Consider the following 19,930-nt stretch of genomic DNA (forward strand, 5'->3'; position numbering starts at 1 on the left):
AAAACACGACGGATGAGGCTTGACACGCTTCTGAAAGCGATTTAAGTTAAAGCGTTAAGCAGAAAGGCGCCATGGTTCGCCGACTTTACCATTTAATCGAAAGATTCGGGTCATTTCCCATCAGGATCCGGAAAAGGAGTGACAGATGCCGGTTTATGAGTTTCAGTGTAAATGTGGCCACATTACCGAGGAACTGGTCAGAATGGACACAAAGACGGTCGAGTGCCCCAAATGCCATGGTCAGGCAAAAAAAATCATTTCCGCCTGTAGTTTTGAATTGAAGGGCGGCGGATGGTATGCCGACGGGTATGCCTCGAAAAAATAGCCGGCGCGCCCCGATCCATCACTTGTCGGGGCCACGATTATGTTCTTCCCACCTGGTTTGTTAACCCGTTGAAAAGCATTTGATTGTGAGCGCTTGGTGGTCACAGGCCCAGTCAGCCACCCATCGACCAGGAGACAGCATGTCACAGGATCCAAACCATGGGCTCGAAAACCTGATGGCGTTTGCCATTGATGCCATTCGGGGTGCCGGCCAAATCGCTTTGGAAAGCTTTAGCCGAAGCGGTGGCGTAACCAAGTTTGACGAAAATCTCGTCACTCGGGCGGAGCTTCAGATCAGCCAGGATTTCCAACGTCGCCTGGACCAGTCTTTTCCCGATCACCAGCTTTTTGACAGTCGCCGTCTGGATACGGATTATACGCATGACAGCCGCCGATACCTATGGATTTTTGATCCCATTGACGGCGTGGACAACTACCAGGCCGGGATCCCCATTTGGGGCATGTCTTTGGCGCTGTTCGAAAATTTCTGGCCGGTGTACGGTGCGTTTTATATGCCGGCAACCGGGGATTTATTCCATGCCCAGGCTGGGGGACAGGCCCTCTGGGGCGAACGTACCATCCACATACCCGACGATCGCACCATTGACGATGAAAGCCTGATGTTCACCTTTTCCCGCTTTCATCGCTACTATGCATCTCATTTCCCGGGTAAGATCAGAAACCTGGGCTGTACCGGCGCCCATCTATGCTACGTGGCCATGGGGCGGGCGGATGTCGCTGTCACGGCTAACGAAACGTTCCAGGATCTGGCGGCCACACGGGTGATTGTCGAGGCGGCGGGGGGGCGATTCTATAAGACCAGCGGTGAGAAATTCTATCTTAATGACTACCTGAATGGGGAACGGATCGAAGAACACCTTTTGATTACCGCACCCGGAAACTGCCAGGCGGTGCTGGACAGCCTCGAAAAACGCACCTGAATCAGAGCCCCTCACATCGACGGGGCGATTATTTGTTGTCTTCTTTTTCTATCACGCGCACATTCTCTGTGCGATAAATAAACACACAGATACTGAGACCTGCGGCGAACAGGGCGCAGAACAACAGAAAGTCGTCGGCGACCCGTTTCCAGGCCAGAAAGAAGACGAATGCGATGATCATTAGGAGTTTGGTGCTCATGGGCTGACCGGGATTCCTTCATGTTCCGTCGAAGTCTCATTTTGAGTATCGGTTGTTTTCGCCTTGGCCTTGAGACCTTATTTTCCCGCAGGTAGTCCTTGCTGCCGTCGTGTCATCCACCAAGCCCACACCCGTGACCCACCCAGGAGAATTGTGCATGCATCAACAGACCCGTCGAATCATTGACTACTTTGAACAGATCAGCCGGATTCCACGCTGTTCCAAAAATGAAATGCAGATTGCCCGATGGCTTCGGCAGTGGGCCGAGAAAAAGGGATGGGCCGTGCAATCCGATGCCGCAGGCAACCTGGTGATCAAGGTGCCAGCCAGTCAGGGCGCTGAACAGGCTCCCCCGGTCATCCTTCAGGGCCATATGGACATGGTTTGTGAAAAGCGCGGTGGTTCCGGACACGATTTTTCCAAAGATCCGATCCGCCTGGTCGAAGACGGTCTTTGGTTGACCGCCGCCGAGACGACCTTGGGCGCCGACAACGGGATTGCCATCGCTCTCGCGTTGGCCCTTGTGGACACGCCTGCAATCGAGCATCCGCCCTTGGAGCTCTTTTTCACCGTCGACGAAGAGACCGGTTTGAACGGTGCCCTGCAAATGGACCCAACGATGCTGTCCGGAAAGATCCTGATCAATCTGGATTCGGAAGAGGAGGGGCTGTTTGTCGTGGGCTGCGCGGGCGGTCGCGACACGACCCTCCGGCGGCCCTCACGATTCACGGCGCTGACATTGCAACAGGACGGTCTTGCCATTTCCGCCCAAGGCATGCGCGGCGGACATAGCGGGATTGATATCGCCAAGCACAGGGCCAATGCCAACACGGTGATGGCACGCCTTTTGGACGCCGCCAGAGCGCAAGGCCCCATTCAAATCGTCGACATCCTTGGCGGCACGGGCCGGAATGTGATTCCCCGCAGCTGCGAGGTTCGTCTGGCCTGCCCGTCGGGTCGGATAGCGGCGGTCGAACAAGCGGTCAGGCGGGCTGCCGAGACCATCCGAGCGGAGTTCAGTATGACGGACCCCGGGCTGACGATTCGTGTGGAGCGGTGGCGCAATGCCGATACGGGCTGCCGCGCGATGACCGAAGCCGATTCATCCGCAGCCATCGATCTGCTGTTGGCGCTGCCCAGCGGTCCGATTGAAATGAGCGCGGAATTTCCCCTGCTGGTGCAGACATCGACCAACCTTTCCATGGTTGCCATGGAGGCGGATGGCCTATGGGTGATCACCAGTCAGCGCAGTTCGGTTCTATCCCGACTGGATGCCATCTGCCGCCAAGTTGCCGCCATCGGCAATCTTGCCGGCGCCCGGGTGGCGTCGGATGCCGGTTACCCGCCTTGGCCCATGAACCCGGATTCAGCCCTGCTGGAACGGTGCAAGACCCTGTATCGTGAACTTTTCGGTTCCGCAGCCGATGTTCAGGTGATCCATGCCGGGTTGGAGTGCGGCGTCATCGGCGATCACTGCCCGGAAATGGACATGATTTCTTTGGGGCCCACCATCGAGAATCCGCATTCCCCCTCGGAACGGCTCCATCTACCCTCTGTGGAAAAGGTATGGCAACTGCTGGTCGCGCTAATGGCGTCCTTTGGCAAACGATCCTGAAAGCGGAACCGACCCTGTCCGTTTTCGCGTTAGCGGCCTTTGCCGATGCCGCGAACCCGCCCCACGGGCTGGACCGGTTCAACGCGGGACGTGCCTTGGATTGACTCGACGTTGCTTCCGCCATGGCGTCCATAGGTCGCTACCGACCGACGGCGGCGGGTCGTGCGATGGGTTGTGGTATCGCGCGGGCCAAGCTCGGCACTGCCGGCCATTTCATCCAACACCTGTTTGAAACTACGCCGCCGGGACGGCATGCTGTCGTCGGCCGATTCCGGCGGGATCGCTTCATTTTCCCTGCCTACAAACGCATTCAGCCTTTCAAAAAGGTGGTCTATCCAACTGCGGCCCGGGTCGCGTCCCGCGGTAGATGGGCGATGGCTGACGTCCGGGGCAGATTTGTGGGCGGTGGGCGGGGGATCGGCCTGGGGCGTCGGATCGGGACGTCGGGTGAAAAGGTACGGCTTGATCCGGGCGTAGGCGATGTTGATCTGTTTGAGTTGTTCCTCGGCCTGGGCTTTGGCGACGGATCCCTCGGGAAACTGGTCCGGATGCCAGCGCCGCACCAGACGCTTATATGCCTGCCGGGCCTCGGCCGTGTCTGCCCGGGGGCCAAGCCCGAGGATTTTGAAACACGTCGTTAAATCCATGGTTGCTTTCCGGTTGTCCGGTTGATGGGGTCGGTTAGGGCGCCCCATATGCCATTTCCCCTTTATATCGGCAGTTATACCGGAGCGGTCAAGAATTACAAGACGTGGCGGCTGGCGGCCGGAACCGTAACGAGGGCCTTGACCCGGCCGACAAAAGTCTTTATTCATTCCGGCAAAATGCCATCGCCGCCAAGGAGTGACCATGAAGAAAAAGCATCCCCTGACGATTTCCTATATTGTGTTTTACCTGCTTCTTTCCGAAGACACGTGGCGCATTGCCGCCGGGTTTGTCTGTGCGGTCCTGTTTGGGCCATTGGTGACCCAAGGACGCGGTTTGCAGCGACCCGCCGAAATAATGGTCTGGATAATGGTCCTGGCCATTGGATGGTCGATAACGGCATGGCCGGCCAGGAAAATCACCTCCATGCTGAAACGGGCGATCCAAAAGGCCGGCCGATGAGGGGCCTGCTTTCGTCTTCTATCCGTTGCCGGCGGTGGCAAACCCGAGAATCTGGTTCAGGTGGGTTATCAAACGTTTCGCATCGGCCTGGCTTGGCCGCGGGGGAAGTTGCATCAGGACGCCGAGCCCTTCACTGGCCTCGTGATAGTCGGCCTTGGAGAGTGAACTGACCAGCGCGCAGTTGATCATCGGGTTGATCGCCACCAGACGCTCGATAAATTCGAGACCCGTCATGTCCGGCAAGGTTTCGTCGACCACCACCAGATCGGCCGCCTGGGCACGCAGGGTTTCCAGCGCCTGGTCACCGGTTTCTTTCCAGTCGATGGCGCCACCTTGGCTGCCAATGGCGGTGGAAAGATCGGCCAAATGGTTTCTGTCCGGAGTGACTAGTAAAACAGTGATCAATGGTTTCTCCTTTTCAATGCGTGGAAGAGCTGTCGGTTTCAAATACGGCTCCCAAACAGCCCGGCATGATAAAAGCCGGTGCAAGCGATGTCCCCTGGGCGTATGCTCCAAGAACACGTTCCACTTTTCCGGTGATAAAGGGTATCAACCGGATGCCGCTTGCGGTGATAACGGCTGCCGGTGTCTGGGATACCGCCCCGCAGATGAGCACCGCCACTTCCTGGTCGATCAGTGCTTTTGTGAGATTTGACGGCTGCTCGGGATCGAATGTCGCCTCTTCTCGATTGATGATGTGGCCCTGGTCGATGGTGACGATCAGCAACCGCCGGGCTGCGTCAAAGACCGGTGAAATACGATCTCCCCAAATCGTAATGGCAACTTTCATAATTCCCCTCCAACTCGCGCAATGGCAAAGCCCATGCCAGAGCGCCAAAAAAGCCAGGAAGGGGTGAATGAATTGAATTTATAGGAAGTTGGGCCAAGGCGTCAAGGAATCTCATTCATCATCGACCTGCGAGTATCGCAAAACTGCATCCCCATGTAGGACCCTTTGCGCCCCATCTACCGCTCAATCGGTGGTTTGGGACGTTTTTTGTTTTCCCGAGGCCGAACGGCCATCGATATCCGGCAGGTGAATTCCCAGTTTTTTGATTTTTCGGAAAAGGGTGCTCTTGTGCATGCCCAACGCCTTGGCGGCCGCCAAACGATTGTAGCCATGATCCTTTAAGGTGTTGAGGATGGCCACGGCCTCGGTGCTGTTGAGGGTCTGGGCCAATGGCGGCGTCCGGTCTCGGGGAAGGGGGGACTGACCGCCAAATCCGCCGGGAAGGTGACGGATTTCGATGGGGCCGGCCGAGCACAAGACAAAGGCATGTTCGATAATGTTCTCCAGCTCCCGGATGTTACCGGGATAGTCGTGACACATGAGTACCCGCAAGACATCGGGATCCACGCCGGTGACGGCCTTTGCTCGCAAAAGGTTCATCCTTTCGACAAAGTGCTCGATCAGGAGCGGAATGTCCTCTTTGCGGTTACGCAGGGGGGGCAGGACCATGCGGACGACGTTGATGCGGTAGAACAGATCCGGACGGAATTTCCCCTCGGCCACCAGATCGGCGAGACGCCTGTTGGTGGCGGCAATCACGCGGACGTCCGATTTTACCTGGCGAACCGATCCAAGGGGCGTGAATGCGTGCGTTTCGAGAACACGCAGAAGTTTGACCTGAAATGCCGGGCTGGTCTCACCGATCTCGTCGAGCAGGATCGTGCCGCCTTGGGTGACTTCGAAATAACCGGGTTTGTCCCGTGTGGCATGGGTAAAGGCACCCGATTTGTAACCGAACAATTCGGATTCGAGCAGGGTGTCCGGCAGGGCACTGCAGTTGATGGCCACAAAGGGCTTTTCCTTGCGGGGGCTGGCATTATGGATGGCCCGCGCCAGAAGCTCCTTGCCCGTTCCGGTTTCGCCCTCCAGAAGAACCGTGCTGTTGCTTTCCGCGACCATGGGCAGGATGGCCATCATCTCATGCATGACCCGGTTGCGGCTGACGATATCACCCATTTGGATGCGCCCGTCCAGACGCTTGCGTAGCGCTTCGACCAGGCTGTAATCCCGAAAGGTCTCCACCCCGCCCAGGATTTTCCCACTCTTACTTTTTAAAGGCGCGGTGGAAACCGTGATGGGGATGCGTTTTTTTTGGCTGTTGACGATATACGTGGTGGTGTTGGTCAGGGTGGAGCCTTCCTGCATGGTCCGTTTCAGCGCGCAGTCCGACTCACACATGTTGGCGCGAAACACTTCCCAGCAATGCCGACCGATGGCCTCCTCCCGGCGGATGCCGGTGATTTCCTCGGCGGCGCGGTTGAACGACATGATTCGCCAGTCATGATCGACGGTAAAGACACCGTCGGAAATGCTTTCCAGGATGATCTCGGTCACGTTGTCCGGTATGGGCTTGGGTCTGGGCATCCCCTCGATATCAACCAAATTTTTTTATTTCTGATGGGTAATAGGGAAACACATGCGACGAAGGTTTAATGGCAACGGCTGCCATCACCGATCATTTTGCGTATATACTCTATTTGAAGGGGAAGTTCCAGCCCATTATTACCGGGAGGGGAATGCATTGGCGCGACGAATCCGTCTTATTTGATGCAGCGCAAGTGGCGTTGATCGCAGCGCCAGGCTTCGAAGGCATCCAGATGGGACAACAGATCCCTGCACTCCAGGCGCAGCATGCGAATCTGCCAGATGGCCGTGGGTTTGATGCGGTCATTGAAGATCTGAAAAATGCTGCCGCGGCCACAGGGATCCAGCCGGCTCAAAAGGTCGAGAAGATTTTCAACGGTGGGGAAATAATCGTCGATGTCGACGGGATCGCTCACGATCCGAGAGGCCAGATCCTTGAGGGTCCGATAGGTCCGGGGATGGTGGGTCGTCGCGGCACGCGTGGCCATCAGCGCGGTTTTCCAGCGGGCTTCCAGGTCGGCTTTGGTCAGTTGATTGTCCATAAAATACGGCTCCCCATCGATGGACCAGAGGGGCACGGCGGCATCCATGCCCCTCTGGCCATCGGTTTGGGTGTTTACATGGCCGTTTCGGGGTGGAACACGGCCACCTCCTTGAGATCATCCAAAAGGTATTCCCGTTCATTGGGACCGAGGACCCCCAAGGAAAGACAGATCAAGGTCCACAGGTGGACGACGCCGTAGTTGCCGCCATAATGTTCACTCAGTTCATGAATCTGAGCATGGCAGTTGTGGCAGGCGGCGATGCAATAGTCTGCACCGGTGGTCTGAATCTGATTGTCCTTGAGCTGACCGTATTTGAGCCGTTCGTCCTTGAATCCCGACTGCAGGAATCCACCGCCGCCGCCGCAGCAGAAGTTGTTGGAGCGGTTCGGATACATGTCGACGAAATTCTCTTCACCGACCACGGACTTGACCACAAAACGCAGGTCTTCGGCAACGGAATCCCCATAGCTCTTGCGGATAATCTGGCAGGGGTCCTGGACGGTGAATTTGATCTTCAGGTCCTTGTTCCAGTCCGGATTCACCTTGAGGCGTCCCTCACGGATCCATTTGGCGTAATACTCATAGATGCTTTTGACTTCAAAGTTATGGGCAATTTTGAATTTGTTCAGTCCGGCCCGGACTGAGAAAGTTACGTGCCCTCACTCGGTGTTGAGGAACGTTTTGCACCCCAATTTATCCGCCTGATTGGCCGTTGTGGTGGTGATGTGTTTCCAGGCATCGTCATCGGCCAGGAACATGCAGTAATTTTCTCCCGCCCATCCCTGGCTGCCATAGGTCCAATCCACGCCGGCCAAGTGCAGGATCTTCCACAGGGGAACCATCTCGTCAGGCTCGGTGACCGGTTCACGTGAGTTCTGGTTGAGAAAAAACTCGGCCCCTTCTTTGTCGATGGGGGCTTGCATTTCTGCAAATTCCGGCTGGGCCTCACGGTACTCTTCGAGTACATCCTCCACGACGAATTGAAAATCATCGGGGGACGTCCCATGGCGCTGGTACTTTCGTTACGCAGGGCCATGTCGCAGGATCCTAAAATGCCCTTGGGCCGCTCTTCGCGGGGGCGCAACTGCCGAGCGTTATAGACCAGTTGCGGGATGTCGATCTGCATGGGGCAGACATAAATACAACGCTGACACATGGAACACATCCAGGGCCAGTCCGACTTGGCGATTTCATCATCCAGCCCCAGGGCCGCCATGCGCAGGAATTTTCGAGGATCCATGTTGGCCAGGCCGGTGGCCGGGCATCCCGAGGAACAGGCCCCGCAGGTCAGGCAGAGGTTTAAATTTCCTCCTTCCGGTAGAACCTCTTTTACTTTGTCGATAAACGTCTGTTTTTTCTTACTACCCAATTGAATGGGGGCGTCAAGCATGAACCAATCCTCCTTTTCGCGTAAAATGAATGTGTGTTGGCTTAAAATGAGGCGATTACCCATCAAACGGTACGACCAAAAACGATGATACGCCCTGCAGCATAATATGTGCCCACTGAAGTGAAGATTGTAGCATTAAAAATATATAATTATTTCGGTTAGGAAAAATCGAGATGAACGGATTTGGGAAGATACGGTCGCGAAGATGCACCGAGACTGTCGGCAGACGGTCGCATTTGTGCAACCAGATTCGAGGCCGATGGCGTCGAGGTTAATTTTTGTCATTTTTGGCTTGCCAGATGGTGTATTATAGGATAAGGAGTGCGCCAACAGAGATAGCCTGCCGTTGGCGGGGAATCTGTTTCCCCTACGTCAAGTGGTGTTTGCCCCCCCTCTAAAAAGCGTAAAGCTGACGTAATTTCTTGAACGCCAAGTGGATTGCTGACCATCATCCAACCGATGTGCCGCCAGGGATCAACTGATTTCCGGGTCTTTGGTGGTGGGTCAAGTTGTTCGCGGTGGGGGCAGTGATAATGAATAAGTCGAGATAAAAATGGACGAGAACAAACGTAAACAAATCGAAGCCAAATTAATGCAGCTCTTTACCCAGGTCAGCCAGGATCAGGGCGCCGCTGCTTCCGAAAAAACGACCCCCCAGTGGTCAAAGTCATTCGTCGCCGGAAAGGTAAACCCGATTTCCAGGTCGCCTGAAACCTGAAATCGATATCGTTAGCCCATTTGTTTTCCGATTCGCGCATTGCCGGTTCCGAGGGATAACGGTCGACACCCGCATTTCTCATCCCACCCACAAGGGAGAGTCAACAGGGCCTCCCCCTGAAAGGTTCGCATTAGACGATCGGTCCATAAATCCATTATGCTCTACATGGTGGAAGATCACCGGAGACCATGAAAGCATTGCATGGCCGTCTAAACAGTGGTATCCAGTACTTTTTCAGTCACTGTAACCCATGCGCCGAAGGTATTGAATGGCTATGTCGCAGCCGTTGATTGCCTGCCACGATTGTGATCTGCTCCACCAAGTCAAAGCGCTTCCCCCGAAATGTACGGCGCGGTGTACCCGTTGCGGCGCATTGCTGTACGTGCACGCCCCCGATACCCTTGACCGGACGCTGGCCATCGCCATCACCGGCTTGGTGCTGATGCTGTTGGCCAACATCTACCCATTTCTGTCACTGGAGTCCCAGGGGACGATACTCGAAACGACCCTGATCACCGGTGTGATCATCCTTTCACAGCAAAGTCCCTTGGGGTTGGCCATTCTGGTTCTGCTCACCAGCATGCTCGTTCCCTGCATGTTTTTGTTTGCGCTGCTCTATACGTTGGGATCGATGAAAATCGGCAAATCCTTACCGGCCCGAAAGCGGCTGTTCCGGATCGCCCTGACCTTAAGACCGTGGAGCATGACCGAGGTGTTTCTGCTGGGGATTCTCGTTTCGGTGGTTAAACTTTCCAAATTGGCCAGCATCATTCCGGGGACGGCCCTGTTCGCTTTTCTCGCATTGGTGTTCGTGTTGGCGGCGATCAACACAACCCTGGATCCACACGTCATCTGGGAGAAGATGGATCCATGACCCTATCATCCGACGGCCTTAACAAAGGCACCGCTGCGGCTCATGGGCTCTACAACTGCCATATTTGTGGCTTGTTGGTTCGGCGGCCCAAGATACCGGCGTCCCATGTACACTGTCCCCGCTGTGGGGGACGGCTGCATCTACGCAAACCCAACAGTATCAGCCGAACCTGGGCCTGTGTGATTGCCGCGATGATTTTTTACATACCGGCCAACCTTCTGCCGGTGACGGTGACCACCTACTTGGGCCGCAGTCAGGCGGATACGATCATGAGCGGTGTGATCTATTTCATGAAGTCCGGCTCCTGGGGCATCGCGGGGATCATCTTCGTGGCCAGCATCGTGGTTCCCATTGCCAAGTTGATGGTGCTCAGCGGACTGATGTTCTCGGTACAGCGGCGTTCCCGCTGGCGCCCCCTGGAAAGGGCCCATCTGTATCGCCTTACCGAGACGATCGGACGTTGGTCCATGCTGGACGTATTTGTGGTCACGGTGCTGGTGGCGTTGGTTCGCCTGGGATATCTCTCCACCATCGAAGCCGGCCCTGGCGTGGTTTATTTCGCAGCCGTTGTCGTCCTCACCATGATTGCCGCCATGACCTTTGATCCAAGACTGATCTGGGATGCTTTGGAGAAAAACGATGAATCCATCACCGACTGACTCGGTTTCCGATTTGCAGGAGGCCGTGCCGGCCCCGGCGATCTCGCGTGGCCGGCGGTTTTCCATCGTCTGGCTGATTCCCCTGATCGCCGTATTGGTCGGTGGCTGGTTGGCGATCAAGGCCTGGCGTGAAAGTGGTCCCACGATCACCATTATGTTCAAATCCGCCGAGGGCTTGGTGCCGGGTAAAACGGAAATCAAGTACAAGGATGTCACGGTCGGCAAGGTCGAGACGATTCAACTCAGCGAGGACCTTTCCCAGGTATTGGTCACGGCGACCATGAGCCGTGAAGTGGCGAACTATCTTACCCAGGATACGCTTTTTTGGGTTGTCCGGGCCCGGGTGGCGGCTGGTGAGGTCACCGGGATCAGTACGCTGTTCTCGGGAGCCTACATCGGTGTGGCTCCCGGCACGGAAGGCAAACCGATTTACCGTTTCGATGGTCAGGAAAAACCCCCGTCTGTTCTTCCGGACACGCCGGGCCGCAGTTTCACCTCAAGGCGGCGCAGTTGGGCTCACTGGATATCGGATCGCCGGTCTATTACCGTCAGGTCCGGGTGGGACGCGTGACCAACGTGGACATGGCCAAAGACGGCAGCGGCGTGCTGCTGGAGATTTTTATCGAGGCGCCGTATCACCGGCAAGTGCGGCGGACTTCCCGTTTTTACAACGCCAGCGGCTTGAAAATGGATATCAATGCCAACGGCATTCGCATCAACACCGCTTCTCTGGCCAGCCTCCTGGTGGGCGGGATCTCATTTTTTACGACGGGAAACATAAAAATAACACCGCCTGCGGCCATGGATCAGGTGTTTACCCTTTACGAAAACCGCGATGCCGCCAATTCGGCGGCCTACAGTTATCGTGAGTATTATCTGCTCTATTTTCAAGAGAACGTCCGGGGCCTGTCGGCCGGTGCACCGGTCGAGTTTCAGGGCATCAAGATCGGAGAGGTGGTCAGTGTCAGACTGCTTTTCGATCAGGATCATCTGACATTTAGGATCCCGGTGCTCATCGCCATCGAACCGGATCGCTTCGAGTTCTCCGGCGCACAAGCGATCCCGGAGTACAAGGTGGTTGAGGAACTGGTCAAAAAAGGCCTCCGGGCCCAGCAGAGCACCGGCAATCTTTTAACCGGACAAAGTTATGTGAGCATGAACATCTATCCGGATGCAAAACACCAGGAAATCCTCACCGACGACCTCTATCCCGTGCTGCCGACCATTCCCAATGCGATGGGCGAAATCGCCACCACGGCCAGGCGTATATTGGATCGTTTCAACAAGCTGCCGCTGGAGGATACGCTCAAGGATATTCGCGAGGCCGCCCGCCAGGTGACCGAGACCGTCGGATCGAAGCGCTTGGAGAGTGCCATCAGCAATATCGATGAGAGTTTTTCGGAATTCCGTAAAGTGAGCACCGCGTTCAACGACGGAACGTTGCCCAAAATCGACGTTCTGCTCGATCAGGCCAAGAAAACGCTGTCCCAAGGAGAGACCGCCCTTGCCGAGGCCGGCAACCTGCTCGGTGAAGGGGCGCCCATGGTCCACAATCTCAATCGCCTGTTGATGGAACTGCAGGACGCGGTACGGGCTGTCCAGGCCTTGGCCGATTATCTGGAACGTCATCCCGATGCGATTGTTTTTGGGAAAGGAGACCAGCAATGATGCGGATTCGGTCGTGGTGGATGACGGGTTTGGCGCTGCTGACGGGGTTGACCTGCGGGTGCTGCGCTTTAAGCCCTCCGGTCAATTACTACACCCTGAGTGCCATTGCCGCGCCTGCCATCGGCGTTGATGACCAAAACGTCGCCCGCCCCCTTATGATCGGCATTCAACCGGTGGACCTGCCGGGTTATATCAACCGGTTGCAGATGGTAACCCGTTCCGGGGCCAACCGTGTGTCGGTGTCCGGCCTGAACCGTTGGGCCGACTATCCGGACCGCATGGTGCAACAAACCATCGTTGAAAATCTACAGCGGTTGATGCCCCATGCCCGTGTCCTCAATTCACCCTGGCCGTCGGCGATCAAGCCGAATATCATCCTCTCCGTCCAGTTTTTCGAACTGATCGGCACCGCGGACGGACAGGTGTCCCTTGGGGCGGTCTGGAACCTTTCCGGCGGCGAAGCCGTGGACGGTGCCGAACCGCATCGAACCGTTCTGGTCGAGCCCATGGCCGGCCATGGCTTCGACGCGTTGGCTGCGGCTCACAGCCGGGTCATCGGAAGCCTGTGTCAATCGATTGCCGAGGCCGTCAAAAAAGATGGACTCGTAAAAAGCCCGAGATCAAGGCTTGCGAATCCTTAAGGAATGAGGCGTACTTGGCGTACGCCGCAGTGACGAAGGATGAAGCGTAACGCCGATATCGGGCTTTTTACGAATCCGTCAAGAAAGATTCCCCGCGCTGACTTCCCCACCCGTGCCCGGCACGATCTCAGTGGGGCTGAAAAAGGCTGTTGCGCATTAAAAATACAGCGCCCGCCATTGTTTTTATGCGCTTCTCATCCCAAACGATCAACGTTTGCCTGCCTGCCGCCCAAAAAAGGAAGCCCCCAACATGAGGCAGTATCGGACCTCATGTTGGGGGATTTGGAGGAGGGCGTATGATTTTTTGGAAGGTTGAGTGAACATACGCTATATATTTTTCTTGCAAATCGAGTGCCAATAAAAAATATTGACAATCATCGCTGAACGGGTATTGATGCGTGTTTGGATCGGGTGCTCATAACCGTTTCTTCCCACCACGACGGGGGATTGAACCGGAAGAGCAGAATAGGGAACCCCGTGGGAATCGGGGACGGGCCCGCCGCTGTAATCGGGGACGAACGCCGCAAAAAAAGCCACTGACCGTTTCCATGGTCGGGAAGGCGCGGTTGTAGAGTGATCCGTAAGTCAGAAGACCTGCCTGATCCAAAATGAGTCGTAACGCGTGGACGGTGTTTGGCTCGTGCTCATCTTACCGTGGATAAAAAAGGGACATCCCCGGATCGAATCGTTAATCGGTCCGGGGATTTTTTTCTCCGGACCCACTGCCATGGACGACGAGGAGGGCCTTGGGTGATGAGAAAATGGGGTGTCTGTTGGATGGTTGCAGGATTGCTGCTGTGGCCGGTTTGCGTTGGCGCGGAATCAACACGTCAAGGTGATAAAGATGTTACCGTGTTAGATCCTGTGGTGGTGACGGCAGGCCGAATGGAGGAGAACCGATCGGACGTGTCGAACAACCTAACCGTTATCACCACTGACCAAATCGAGCAATCCGCTGCGCGTGATTTGGGAGAACTGCTAGGCCAGCAGGGGTTTATGATACGGGAATATATCAATTCTTTATCAACGATCCAGATACGCGGCTTCAGTACGGACACTTACGGCGAAGAATTGAACGGTTATGTGCTGATCTTGATCGATGGACGTCGTTCTGGAACAGGCGATCTTTCAAAAATAATGCTCGATAATATCGAACGCGTGGAAATTATTCGCGGGCCGGGATCTGTCCAATACGGCGCCTCGGCAACGGGGGGCGTCATCAACATCATTACAAAAAAAGGTTATGATGGAACCCATTGTTTTGCAGAGGGAACCTTGGGAAGCTGGGGGTACCACAAGGCAAGTGCCGGTGCGTCAGGAACGCTTAAGGATTTTGATTTTTCATTCAGCGCCTCCACTGAATCACAGGATGACTACGACACCGCCCAAGGTGAAGTATACCGCAACACCGGTTATGATGCCAAAGATCGTATCAGCATGAGCGCGGGGTGGACATTTTTGCCAAACCACCACTTTGGATTGACATACAGCGATTATCAGGGGGATGGCGTTGGTAATCCAGGCTATTTTAGCCAGAACGATTTAGATGATTATGGGGATCATGGCCTGCGCTCGGTCGACGCCGTTTATGACGGACAGACGGACGATGGATCGTTCATCTGGAAACTGCGTTATTTCGATGGCAGGGAAAAATATGAGGTGTACGATCCGACGTTGTCTTACTTTCGCGAAACAGATCAAAAGGGGGCGCAGGCCCAGTTGACCGCAAAGTGGACGCGCGTCGATGTAACCGCCGGATTTGATTGGCTCAACTATGCGATCGAGAATACCTATTCATCTGGAGATAATACGTATGACAGTCCGGCCGCGTTTATCCTTTTGAAAACGAAATTCCTGGACGAGAAACTGATATTGTCGTTTGGCGGGAGACATGATTGGTATTCCATCGAGAGCGATCAGGGTGAGCGTATCGATGAAACCAATTGGTCGACCAGCTTTGGGGCGGTTTACAAAATTACACCCGCCTGGCGGATTCGGACTAACTATGCCGAAGCTTTTAAAATGCCAACCCCTGACCAACTGTTTATGTACAATGACTACGGTCCGATATGGGGCATTTGGGCCGGAAACCAAGACTTAGATCCCGAAACCAGTCAGACCTATGAAGTCGGAATGGATTACGCCACCCGCTTTTTTTCCGCCAGCTTGACCTATTTTACGACGGATTTCGAGGATAAGATTTCATATACTTACATACCAGCGGATAACCTGACCCAATACGAAAACGTTGAGGGCGCAACCATCTCCGGAATCGAGGGGACGCTGGATTTCGATATCGGCACTTGGTTCGACTGGTCTTTTAAATTGGCACCTTACCTCTCTTTTACCCACCTATTTGAATATCGGGATGAGGAGGACGACCAGGACCTCCAATACACGCCCGAATGGACGGCATCTTGCGGCCTTCGTCTCACTTACCGGGAAATCGGGCTCATTTCACATCTGAACGTCACCTATACATCTAAACAGGATATAACGGACTACGAAGGCACTGGGGAAACAACGCTCGGCAGCTATACAGTTGCTGATCTCACCGCTTCCAAAGATCTGTTATCATTTGGAGAATATGGTAATCTTGCGCTAAAGGCCGCTATCCGTAACCTCTTCGACAAGGATTATGCCACCATTCAAGGATATCCCATGCCGGGTCGAAGCTTCTACGTGGGATTAAAGTACGAATATTAGAATCAAATGGTTATAACGGCTTATGATTGAGCCTGTTAAGATGCTGATATGTTTTAGAAATACGTCCGTCCATTTTTTCTTGTTATCATTGCCGGTTGGAGTCAAAATTGGATATTTTGTTGCGTCTGTTAGGCTGGCGGAAAGAAATAATTCCGCCAGCCTTAAACGTCGGCCGATGGGTCTGGCTGGTCATTTTACTGCTGCCATTTGGGCTGCCCGCCATTGGTCTGGCTGAAAAATTATCCATTCTGGAAGTGGATATCAACAGCTACCAGGTTCATCAGGCCGTCAAGCAGATGGATCTGCCGAAATCCATCCAGGTCCGTTATTTCACCCTCGCCGATCTGACCGGCGACCCCGCGGCAAAAGCATTCATTGTCGATTCAAAGGTGGTGCTCGTCAACGTGATGATGACGCAGTTGGCCGATTACATGGTCGATGAGGGGCTCATGGACGGCCGCCGGGTGTATGCCCTCAACCGTGCCGGGGATACCGAGGGCCTGGCGAAAAAGGGCTTTCGATTCGATGCGGCGATCATGGATTACTACCATCACCGCAGCGTGCCCAACCTGGTCAGCCTGGTCAGCCTGGCCGTGAACCGGCATGTGGATGCGTCGGTCTCCTTCAAGCCGCTGGAGAAGGTTCCCGAGGTCTGCATCCACCATCCGGATGCCCCAGCGCTGTTTACCGAACTGGCCGCGTTCAATCAGTGGAATGCCGCCCGCAGGATCATGATCCCGGCCATCCACGGGTGGGAATCCTCTTCTACGGCACGACCCTGAAGGAAGGGCAGGTGGAAGCCGCCGATGCGCTGATCCGGCAATTGGAGGCGGCCGGTTTCAACGTGCTGCCCTGTTTCGGGCCGGTGCAGCCGATCTTCGAGCGCTATCTCAAACCGGTATCCGGCGAATCGCCGGTGGACCTGCTGCTGGCCTTCAGCATGAAATTCTCCTCCGGCATCAACGATGATATTCGCTCGGCCCTGGCTGCCCTGAACGTGCCCGTCTTCAATGTGATCCGGCCCTATGCGGAAACCATCGAAGCCTGGCGGCAAAGCGATGTGGGGCTGGGACCCATGGAAACGGTGTGGGCCGTGGCCACGCCCGAGTTTTCCGGTGCCATCGAACCGACCGTCCTGATCGGCAAAAAGGAGATCGTCGACAAGCAAACCGGCCGACACCTCTTTGTGTACGAAACCATCCAGGAGACCATCGATTTTCTCATCCCGCGCCTTAAGAAATGGATCGCCCTGCAACGCATGCCCAACGCCGAAAAGAAAGTCGCCATCATTTACTACAACCACAGCCAGGGCAAGCAGAACATCGCCGCCGCCTACCTGAATGTCTTCCGCAGCCTGCAGTTCATCCTGACGCGCATGCAAAAGGACGGTTATGCCATCGAGAGACCGGATGCGCTTACCGAGGAGAAAATCCAGCAATGGATTTTAGACGGCGCCCGCAACGTCGGTTCGTGGGCTCCCGGCGAACTGGACGCCCTTTTGGCCGCCGGCGAGGCGGAGACGGTCTCCCTGACCGAATACCAGACCTGGTTCGACCGCCTGCCCGAGGCCTTCCGCAAACCGGTGCTCGATCAATGGGGGCGGCCGGAGGATTGCACGATCATGACCAAGGATGACCGGCTGGTTTTCCCCATGGTCAAATTGGGCAACGTGGTGCTCTTGCCCGAACCGGCCCGCGGCTGGACCGACGATCCCATGAAACTCTACCATGACACCACCCTTTATCCCCACCACCAGTACATCGCCGCCTACCTCTGGCTGGCAGAGAAGTTCCACGCCGACGCCATGATTCACCTGGGCACCCACGCCACCTACGAGTGGTTGCCCGGCAAGCAGGCCGGGCTGGTCCCCTGGGATCCGCCCGAGATCATGACCGGCGCGATTCCCAACCTCTATCCCTACATCGTGGACGATATCGGGGAAGGCATCGAGGCCAAGCGCCGGGGCCGGGGCGTGATCCTCGACCATCTGACGCCGCCCATGAAGGAGGCCGACCTGCACCATGAATACCGGAAACTCCACGATCTCTTTCACCAGTATGAGATCGCCTGGGCCAACGGCAGCGAGACCGTCGAGGAATACATGCAGCAGATGCGAGGCCTGGTGGAGCAGACCGGGATCGCCAAGGATCTTTCCATCACCACCATGGACGATGCGGCCATGGAAAAGATTCACCTTTACCTGCACGAAATCGATACCAACTCGCTGCCCTACGGTCTGCACACCTACGGCAAACCCTACGATAGCGATGCGGCCGATGAGACCGTTCGCCTGATCCTGCAGCAGAATCCCACGGCGGATCGGTCCCAGGTGGCCCGGGACCTCGGCGACTCACCGATCCGCGAAATGGACAACCTGATGCGCGGCTTAAACGGTGCGTATGTCCCGGCCGGCGAGGGCAACGATCCGTTGCGCAACCTGGCCGCGATCCCGACGGGAAGAGACTTTTACGGCTTCTCACCGGCCAAGGTGCCTTCCAAGGCCGCCTGGGAGATCGGCAAGCGGGCCGCCGAGCAGATGATTGCCGAGAAATTGAAGAAAGAAGGCCGCTATCCGCAAAAGGTCGGGGTGGTGCTCTGGGCCACGGAAACCACGCGCAACGAGGGAGTGAATGAGAGCACGATTCTTTACCTGATGGGAGTTACACCGGTCTGGGACGCCACCGAACGGGTGACCGGCAGCCGGGTGATTCCCGGCGCACAATTGGGCCGTCCGCGCATCGATGTGCTGATCAATCCCTCGGGCCTTTACCGGGATATGTTTCCCAACAAACTGGTTTTTCTGGACGAAGCCGTCCAGAAGGCCATGCTGCAGACCGATATCGACAATTTTCTCAGCCGCAATCAGGCACTATCAAGGAGACGCTGATGGCCTCGGGCATGGATGCAAACGAAGCCGAGGTACAGTCGCGTTTTCGCATCTTTACCGAAAAGCCCGGCTCCTATGGCAACGGGGTGGAAGAGATGATCGGCGCCTCGGGCCTGTGGGAGAACGACGAGGCGGTCAGCAACGTTTACCTCAACCGCACCCAGTTTGCCGTGGGCCAGGGACGCTGGGCCGTTCCGGTGAAAGGTGCGTTCACCGAGAATTTGCGCGGGGTGGACATCGCCGTGCATTCACGTTCCACCAATGTCATCGGCATCATCGATACCGATGATTTTTTCATGTACCTGGGCGGGATGTCCCTGGCGGTGAAAAACGTCAAGGGCGAGGCGCCGGACACCATGGTGACCCTGCACCGCCGCAAGGATGAATTGACCGTCGAGGATGTGACCAAGACCATCGGCCGGGAGATGCGCACCCGTTATCTGAATCCCCAATGGATCGAGGGTATGAAGCGCGACAACTACGGCGGCGCCCGCCAGATGGCCGATTTCGCCGAGAATCTGTGGGGCTGGCAGGTGACCGTGCCGACGGCCGTGGATGCGGCCAAATGGCAACAGGTGTATGAGGTCTACGTGGAAGATAAATACGGCGAGGATCTGGAGGCTTTCTTCAATGCCCACAATCCCTGGGCCTACCAGTCCATGACCGCGCGCATGCTGGAGACGGTGAGAAAGGGATACTGGCGCCCCGACGAAGCGGTGAAACGCAAACTGGCCGCCGAGTATGCCGTCAACGTGGTGGAGAAGGGTGTGGCCTGCTGTGATCACACCTGCAACAACCCCATGCTCAACCAGATGGTGGTGAACATCATCTCGCTTCCGGGAGTGCTTTCGCCGGAGATGGTCGAGCAGTTCAGACTGGCCATCGAAAAAATGGCGGCCAAGGACCTGGACCAGCAGACCGCCGACCGGAAGATGCTGCTGGAAAAGCTCACCGCAGACACGAAGACGACGGCGCCTGCAGACCCGGCGTCCATGGACAAGGCGGAGAAGGATATGGCCTCGGCCGATGCGCCGGCAAAGGCCGAGGCGGTCGAGGGGTACAAGATGGAAGACATGGACACCCAGGATCAGACCAGTGCCTTGAGTTCGTCGGGCGTGCAATGGATGGCATCGCTGTTCGTGCTTCTGGTGTTGGGGCTTTTCTTTTGGGGCGTTAAGCGGCGCAAGTAAGAATGATGGACTCGTAAAAAGTCGCATTTCCGACGGATTCGTAAAAAGCCCGAGATCAAGCTTGCGAATCCTGAGGAATGAGGCGTACTTTT

The 19,930-nt window shown here is 55.9% G+C and carries 20 protein-coding genes, 1 pseudogene and 1 riboswitch; of the genes and pseudogenes, 14 read left to right on the top strand and 7 right to left on the bottom strand.

Features of this window, described 5'->3' with window-relative positions; genetic code table 11:
* Positions 1-145 precede the first annotated feature (145 nt).
* Together JCM12296_RS50340 and JCM12296_RS09255 are read left to right on the top strand one after the other, a co-directional pair.
* Positions 146-325, top strand: coding sequence for an FmdB family zinc ribbon protein (locus JCM12296_RS50340; protein WP_054691798.1), 180 nt, complete (start codon positions 146-148; stop codon positions 323-325).
* Between the two features lie 139 nt (positions 326-464).
* Positions 465-1,265, top strand: coding sequence for an inositol monophosphatase family protein (locus JCM12296_RS09255; RefSeq protein WP_054691800.1), 801 nt, complete (start codon positions 465-467; stop codon positions 1,263-1,265).
* Positions 1,266-1,293: 28 nt separating this feature from the next.
* On the opposite strand, the gene JCM12296_RS38080 is transcribed toward JCM12296_RS09255, so the two are convergent.
* Positions 1,294-1,464, bottom strand: coding sequence for a hypothetical protein (locus JCM12296_RS38080; protein ID WP_157067496.1), 171 nt, complete (start codon positions 1,462-1,464; stop codon positions 1,294-1,296).
* A gap of 157 nt (positions 1,465-1,621) precedes the next feature.
* Between JCM12296_RS38080 and JCM12296_RS09260 the strand changes: the two genes are divergently transcribed.
* Positions 1,622-3,079, top strand: coding sequence for an aminoacyl-histidine dipeptidase (locus tag JCM12296_RS09260; RefSeq protein ID WP_054691804.1), 1,458 nt, complete (start codon positions 1,622-1,624; stop codon positions 3,077-3,079).
* 29 nt (positions 3,080-3,108) lie between these two features.
* On the opposite strand, the gene JCM12296_RS47250 is transcribed toward JCM12296_RS09260, so the two are convergent.
* On the bottom strand, positions 3,109-3,726 hold the full coding sequence (locus JCM12296_RS47250) for a J domain-containing protein (protein WP_172683826.1): 618 nt from the start codon (positions 3,724-3,726) through the stop codon (positions 3,109-3,111).
* Positions 3,727-3,928: 202 nt separating this feature from the next.
* Here JCM12296_RS47250 and JCM12296_RS09270 point away from each other — a divergent pair, with 202 nt between their 5' ends.
* Entirely contained in the window at positions 3,929-4,186 is a 258-nt protein-coding gene (locus tag JCM12296_RS09270; RefSeq protein ID WP_054691811.1) for a hypothetical protein, read from the top strand.
* 18 nt (positions 4,187-4,204) lie between these two features.
* Here the strand turns inward: JCM12296_RS09270 and JCM12296_RS09275 are convergent, their stop codons facing one another.
* The 5 genes and pseudogenes from JCM12296_RS09275 to JCM12296_RS36155 all read right to left on the bottom strand — a co-directional run bounded on the left by JCM12296_RS09275 (position 4,205) and on the right by JCM12296_RS36155 (position 8,495).
* On the bottom strand, positions 4,205-4,591 hold the full coding sequence (locus JCM12296_RS09275; protein ID WP_172683827.1) for a response regulator: 387 nt from the start codon (positions 4,589-4,591) through the stop codon (positions 4,205-4,207).
* Between the two features lie 13 nt (positions 4,592-4,604).
* Positions 4,605-4,976, bottom strand: a complete 372-nt coding sequence (locus JCM12296_RS09280; protein ID WP_054691817.1) for a NifB/NifX family molybdenum-iron cluster-binding protein — start codon at positions 4,974-4,976, stop codon at positions 4,605-4,607.
* A gap of 183 nt (positions 4,977-5,159) precedes the next feature.
* Positions 5,160-6,560, bottom strand: a complete 1,401-nt coding sequence (locus tag JCM12296_RS09285) for a sigma-54 interaction domain-containing protein (RefSeq protein WP_054691820.1) — start codon at positions 6,558-6,560, stop codon at positions 5,160-5,162.
* Between the two features lie 176 nt (positions 6,561-6,736).
* Entirely contained in the window at positions 6,737-7,138 is a 402-nt protein-coding gene (locus JCM12296_RS09290) for a hypothetical protein (RefSeq protein ID WP_157067497.1), read from the bottom strand.
* A 38-nt stretch (positions 7,139-7,176) separates the two neighbouring features.
* Positions 7,177-8,495 (bottom strand): annotated as a pseudogene (locus tag JCM12296_RS36155) ((Fe-S)-binding protein).
* 553 nt (positions 8,496-9,048) lie between these two features.
* Here JCM12296_RS36155 and JCM12296_RS38085 point away from each other — a divergent pair.
* The 10 genes from JCM12296_RS38085 (at position 9,049) to JCM12296_RS47260 (ending at position 19,838) form a co-directional block, all read left to right on the top strand.
* The gene (locus JCM12296_RS38085) at positions 9,049-9,213 is read left to right on the top strand and encodes a hypothetical protein (RefSeq protein ID WP_157067498.1); all 165 of its coding nucleotides are present in this window, start codon (positions 9,049-9,051) and stop codon (positions 9,211-9,213) included.
* Positions 9,214-9,481: 268 nt separating this feature from the next.
* The gene (locus JCM12296_RS09305) at positions 9,482-10,087 is read left to right on the top strand and encodes a paraquat-inducible protein A (RefSeq protein WP_083455996.1); all 606 of its coding nucleotides are present in this window, start codon (positions 9,482-9,484) and stop codon (positions 10,085-10,087) included.
* Positions 10,084-10,746: a paraquat-inducible protein A gene (locus JCM12296_RS09310; protein ID WP_054691826.1), complete on the top strand. Its 663-nt coding sequence runs from the start codon at positions 10,084-10,086 to the stop codon at positions 10,744-10,746. Before JCM12296_RS09305 ends, JCM12296_RS09310 begins: the two co-directional genes overlap by 4 nt.
* The gene (locus JCM12296_RS09315; RefSeq protein ID WP_054691827.1) at positions 10,727-11,317 is read left to right on the top strand and encodes an MlaD family protein; all 591 of its coding nucleotides are present in this window, start codon (positions 10,727-10,729) and stop codon (positions 11,315-11,317) included. Before JCM12296_RS09310 ends, JCM12296_RS09315 begins: the two co-directional genes overlap by 20 nt.
* Positions 11,257-12,414 carry a PqiB family protein gene (locus tag JCM12296_RS09320; RefSeq protein ID WP_054691828.1) on the top strand — a complete coding sequence of 386 codons (1,158 nt, stop codon included), beginning with the start codon at positions 11,257-11,259 and terminating at the stop codon, positions 12,412-12,414. The genes JCM12296_RS09315 and JCM12296_RS09320 overlap by 61 nt, the downstream gene beginning before the upstream one ends.
* Positions 12,411-13,055 (top strand): PqiC family protein, encoded by a 645-nt coding sequence (locus JCM12296_RS09325; RefSeq protein ID WP_054691829.1) that lies wholly within the window; start codon positions 12,411-12,413, stop codon positions 13,053-13,055. Before JCM12296_RS09320 ends, JCM12296_RS09325 begins: the two co-directional genes overlap by 4 nt.
* Before the next feature lie 404 nt (positions 13,056-13,459).
* Positions 13,460-13,660: riboswitch (cobalamin riboswitch) on the top strand.
* Between the two features lie 148 nt (positions 13,661-13,808).
* Positions 13,809-15,761 (top strand): TonB-dependent receptor plug domain-containing protein, encoded by a 1,953-nt coding sequence (locus JCM12296_RS09335; RefSeq protein ID WP_054691838.1) that lies wholly within the window; start codon positions 13,809-13,811, stop codon positions 15,759-15,761.
* Between the two features lie 107 nt (positions 15,762-15,868).
* On the top strand, positions 15,869-16,543 hold the full coding sequence (locus JCM12296_RS43925; RefSeq protein WP_054691840.1) for a hypothetical protein: 675 nt from the start codon (positions 15,869-15,871) through the stop codon (positions 16,541-16,543).
* Positions 16,513-18,648: a cobaltochelatase subunit CobN gene (locus tag JCM12296_RS47255; protein ID WP_054691841.1), complete on the top strand. Its 2,136-nt coding sequence runs from the start codon at positions 16,513-16,515 to the stop codon at positions 18,646-18,648. Before JCM12296_RS43925 ends, JCM12296_RS47255 begins: the two co-directional genes overlap by 31 nt.
* Positions 18,648-19,838, top strand: coding sequence for a cobaltochelatase subunit CobN (locus tag JCM12296_RS47260; RefSeq protein ID WP_054691842.1), 1,191 nt, complete (start codon positions 18,648-18,650; stop codon positions 19,836-19,838). The genes JCM12296_RS47255 and JCM12296_RS47260 overlap by 1 nt, the downstream gene beginning before the upstream one ends.
* Positions 19,839-19,930: the final 92 nt, after the last annotated feature.

This window comes from Desulfosarcina cetonica JCM 12296 (assembly GCF_001311845.1).
Classification (GTDB): domain Bacteria; phylum Desulfobacterota; class Desulfobacteria; order Desulfobacterales; family Desulfosarcinaceae; genus Desulfosarcina; species Desulfosarcina cetonica.

What these genes read in the sequence shown, in the direction of transcription:
- JCM12296_RS47250 (WP_172683826.1), bottom strand. Translation starts at nt 3,726, where the DNA reads ATGGATTTAACGACGTGTTTCAAAATCCTCGGGCTTGGCCCCCGGGCA.
- JCM12296_RS09335 (WP_054691838.1), top strand. Translation starts at nt 13,809, where the DNA reads ATGAGAAAATGGGGTGTCTGTTGGATGGTTGCAGGATTGCTGCTGTGG.
- JCM12296_RS09260 (WP_054691804.1), top strand. Translation starts at nt 1,622, where the DNA reads ATGCATCAACAGACCCGTCGAATCATTGACTACTTTGAACAGATCAGC.
- JCM12296_RS09325 (WP_054691829.1), top strand. Translation starts at nt 12,411, where the DNA reads ATGATGCGGATTCGGTCGTGGTGGATGACGGGTTTGGCGCTGCTGACG.
- JCM12296_RS09285 (WP_054691820.1), bottom strand. Translation starts at nt 6,560, where the DNA reads ATGCCCAGACCCAAGCCCATACCGGACAACGTGACCGAGATCATCCTG.
- JCM12296_RS09280 (WP_054691817.1), bottom strand. Translation starts at nt 4,976, where the DNA reads ATGAAAGTTGCCATTACGATTTGGGGAGATCGTATTTCACCGGTCTTT.
- JCM12296_RS38080 (WP_157067496.1), bottom strand. Translation starts at nt 1,464, where the DNA reads ATGAGCACCAAACTCCTAATGATCATCGCATTCGTCTTCTTTCTGGCC.
- JCM12296_RS09270 (WP_054691811.1), top strand. Translation starts at nt 3,929, where the DNA reads ATGAAGAAAAAGCATCCCCTGACGATTTCCTATATTGTGTTTTACCTG.
- JCM12296_RS47260 (WP_054691842.1), top strand. Translation starts at nt 18,648, where the DNA reads ATGGCCTCGGGCATGGATGCAAACGAAGCCGAGGTACAGTCGCGTTTT.
- JCM12296_RS09310 (WP_054691826.1), top strand. Translation starts at nt 10,084, where the DNA reads ATGACCCTATCATCCGACGGCCTTAACAAAGGCACCGCTGCGGCTCAT.
- JCM12296_RS38085 (WP_157067498.1), top strand. Translation starts at nt 9,049, where the DNA reads ATGGACGAGAACAAACGTAAACAAATCGAAGCCAAATTAATGCAGCTC.
- JCM12296_RS09315 (WP_054691827.1), top strand. Translation starts at nt 10,727, where the DNA reads ATGAATCCATCACCGACTGACTCGGTTTCCGATTTGCAGGAGGCCGTG.
- JCM12296_RS09305 (WP_083455996.1), top strand. Translation starts at nt 9,482, where the DNA reads ATGGCTATGTCGCAGCCGTTGATTGCCTGCCACGATTGTGATCTGCTC.
- JCM12296_RS09255 (WP_054691800.1), top strand. Translation starts at nt 465, where the DNA reads ATGTCACAGGATCCAAACCATGGGCTCGAAAACCTGATGGCGTTTGCC.
- JCM12296_RS50340 (WP_054691798.1), top strand. Translation starts at nt 146, where the DNA reads ATGCCGGTTTATGAGTTTCAGTGTAAATGTGGCCACATTACCGAGGAA.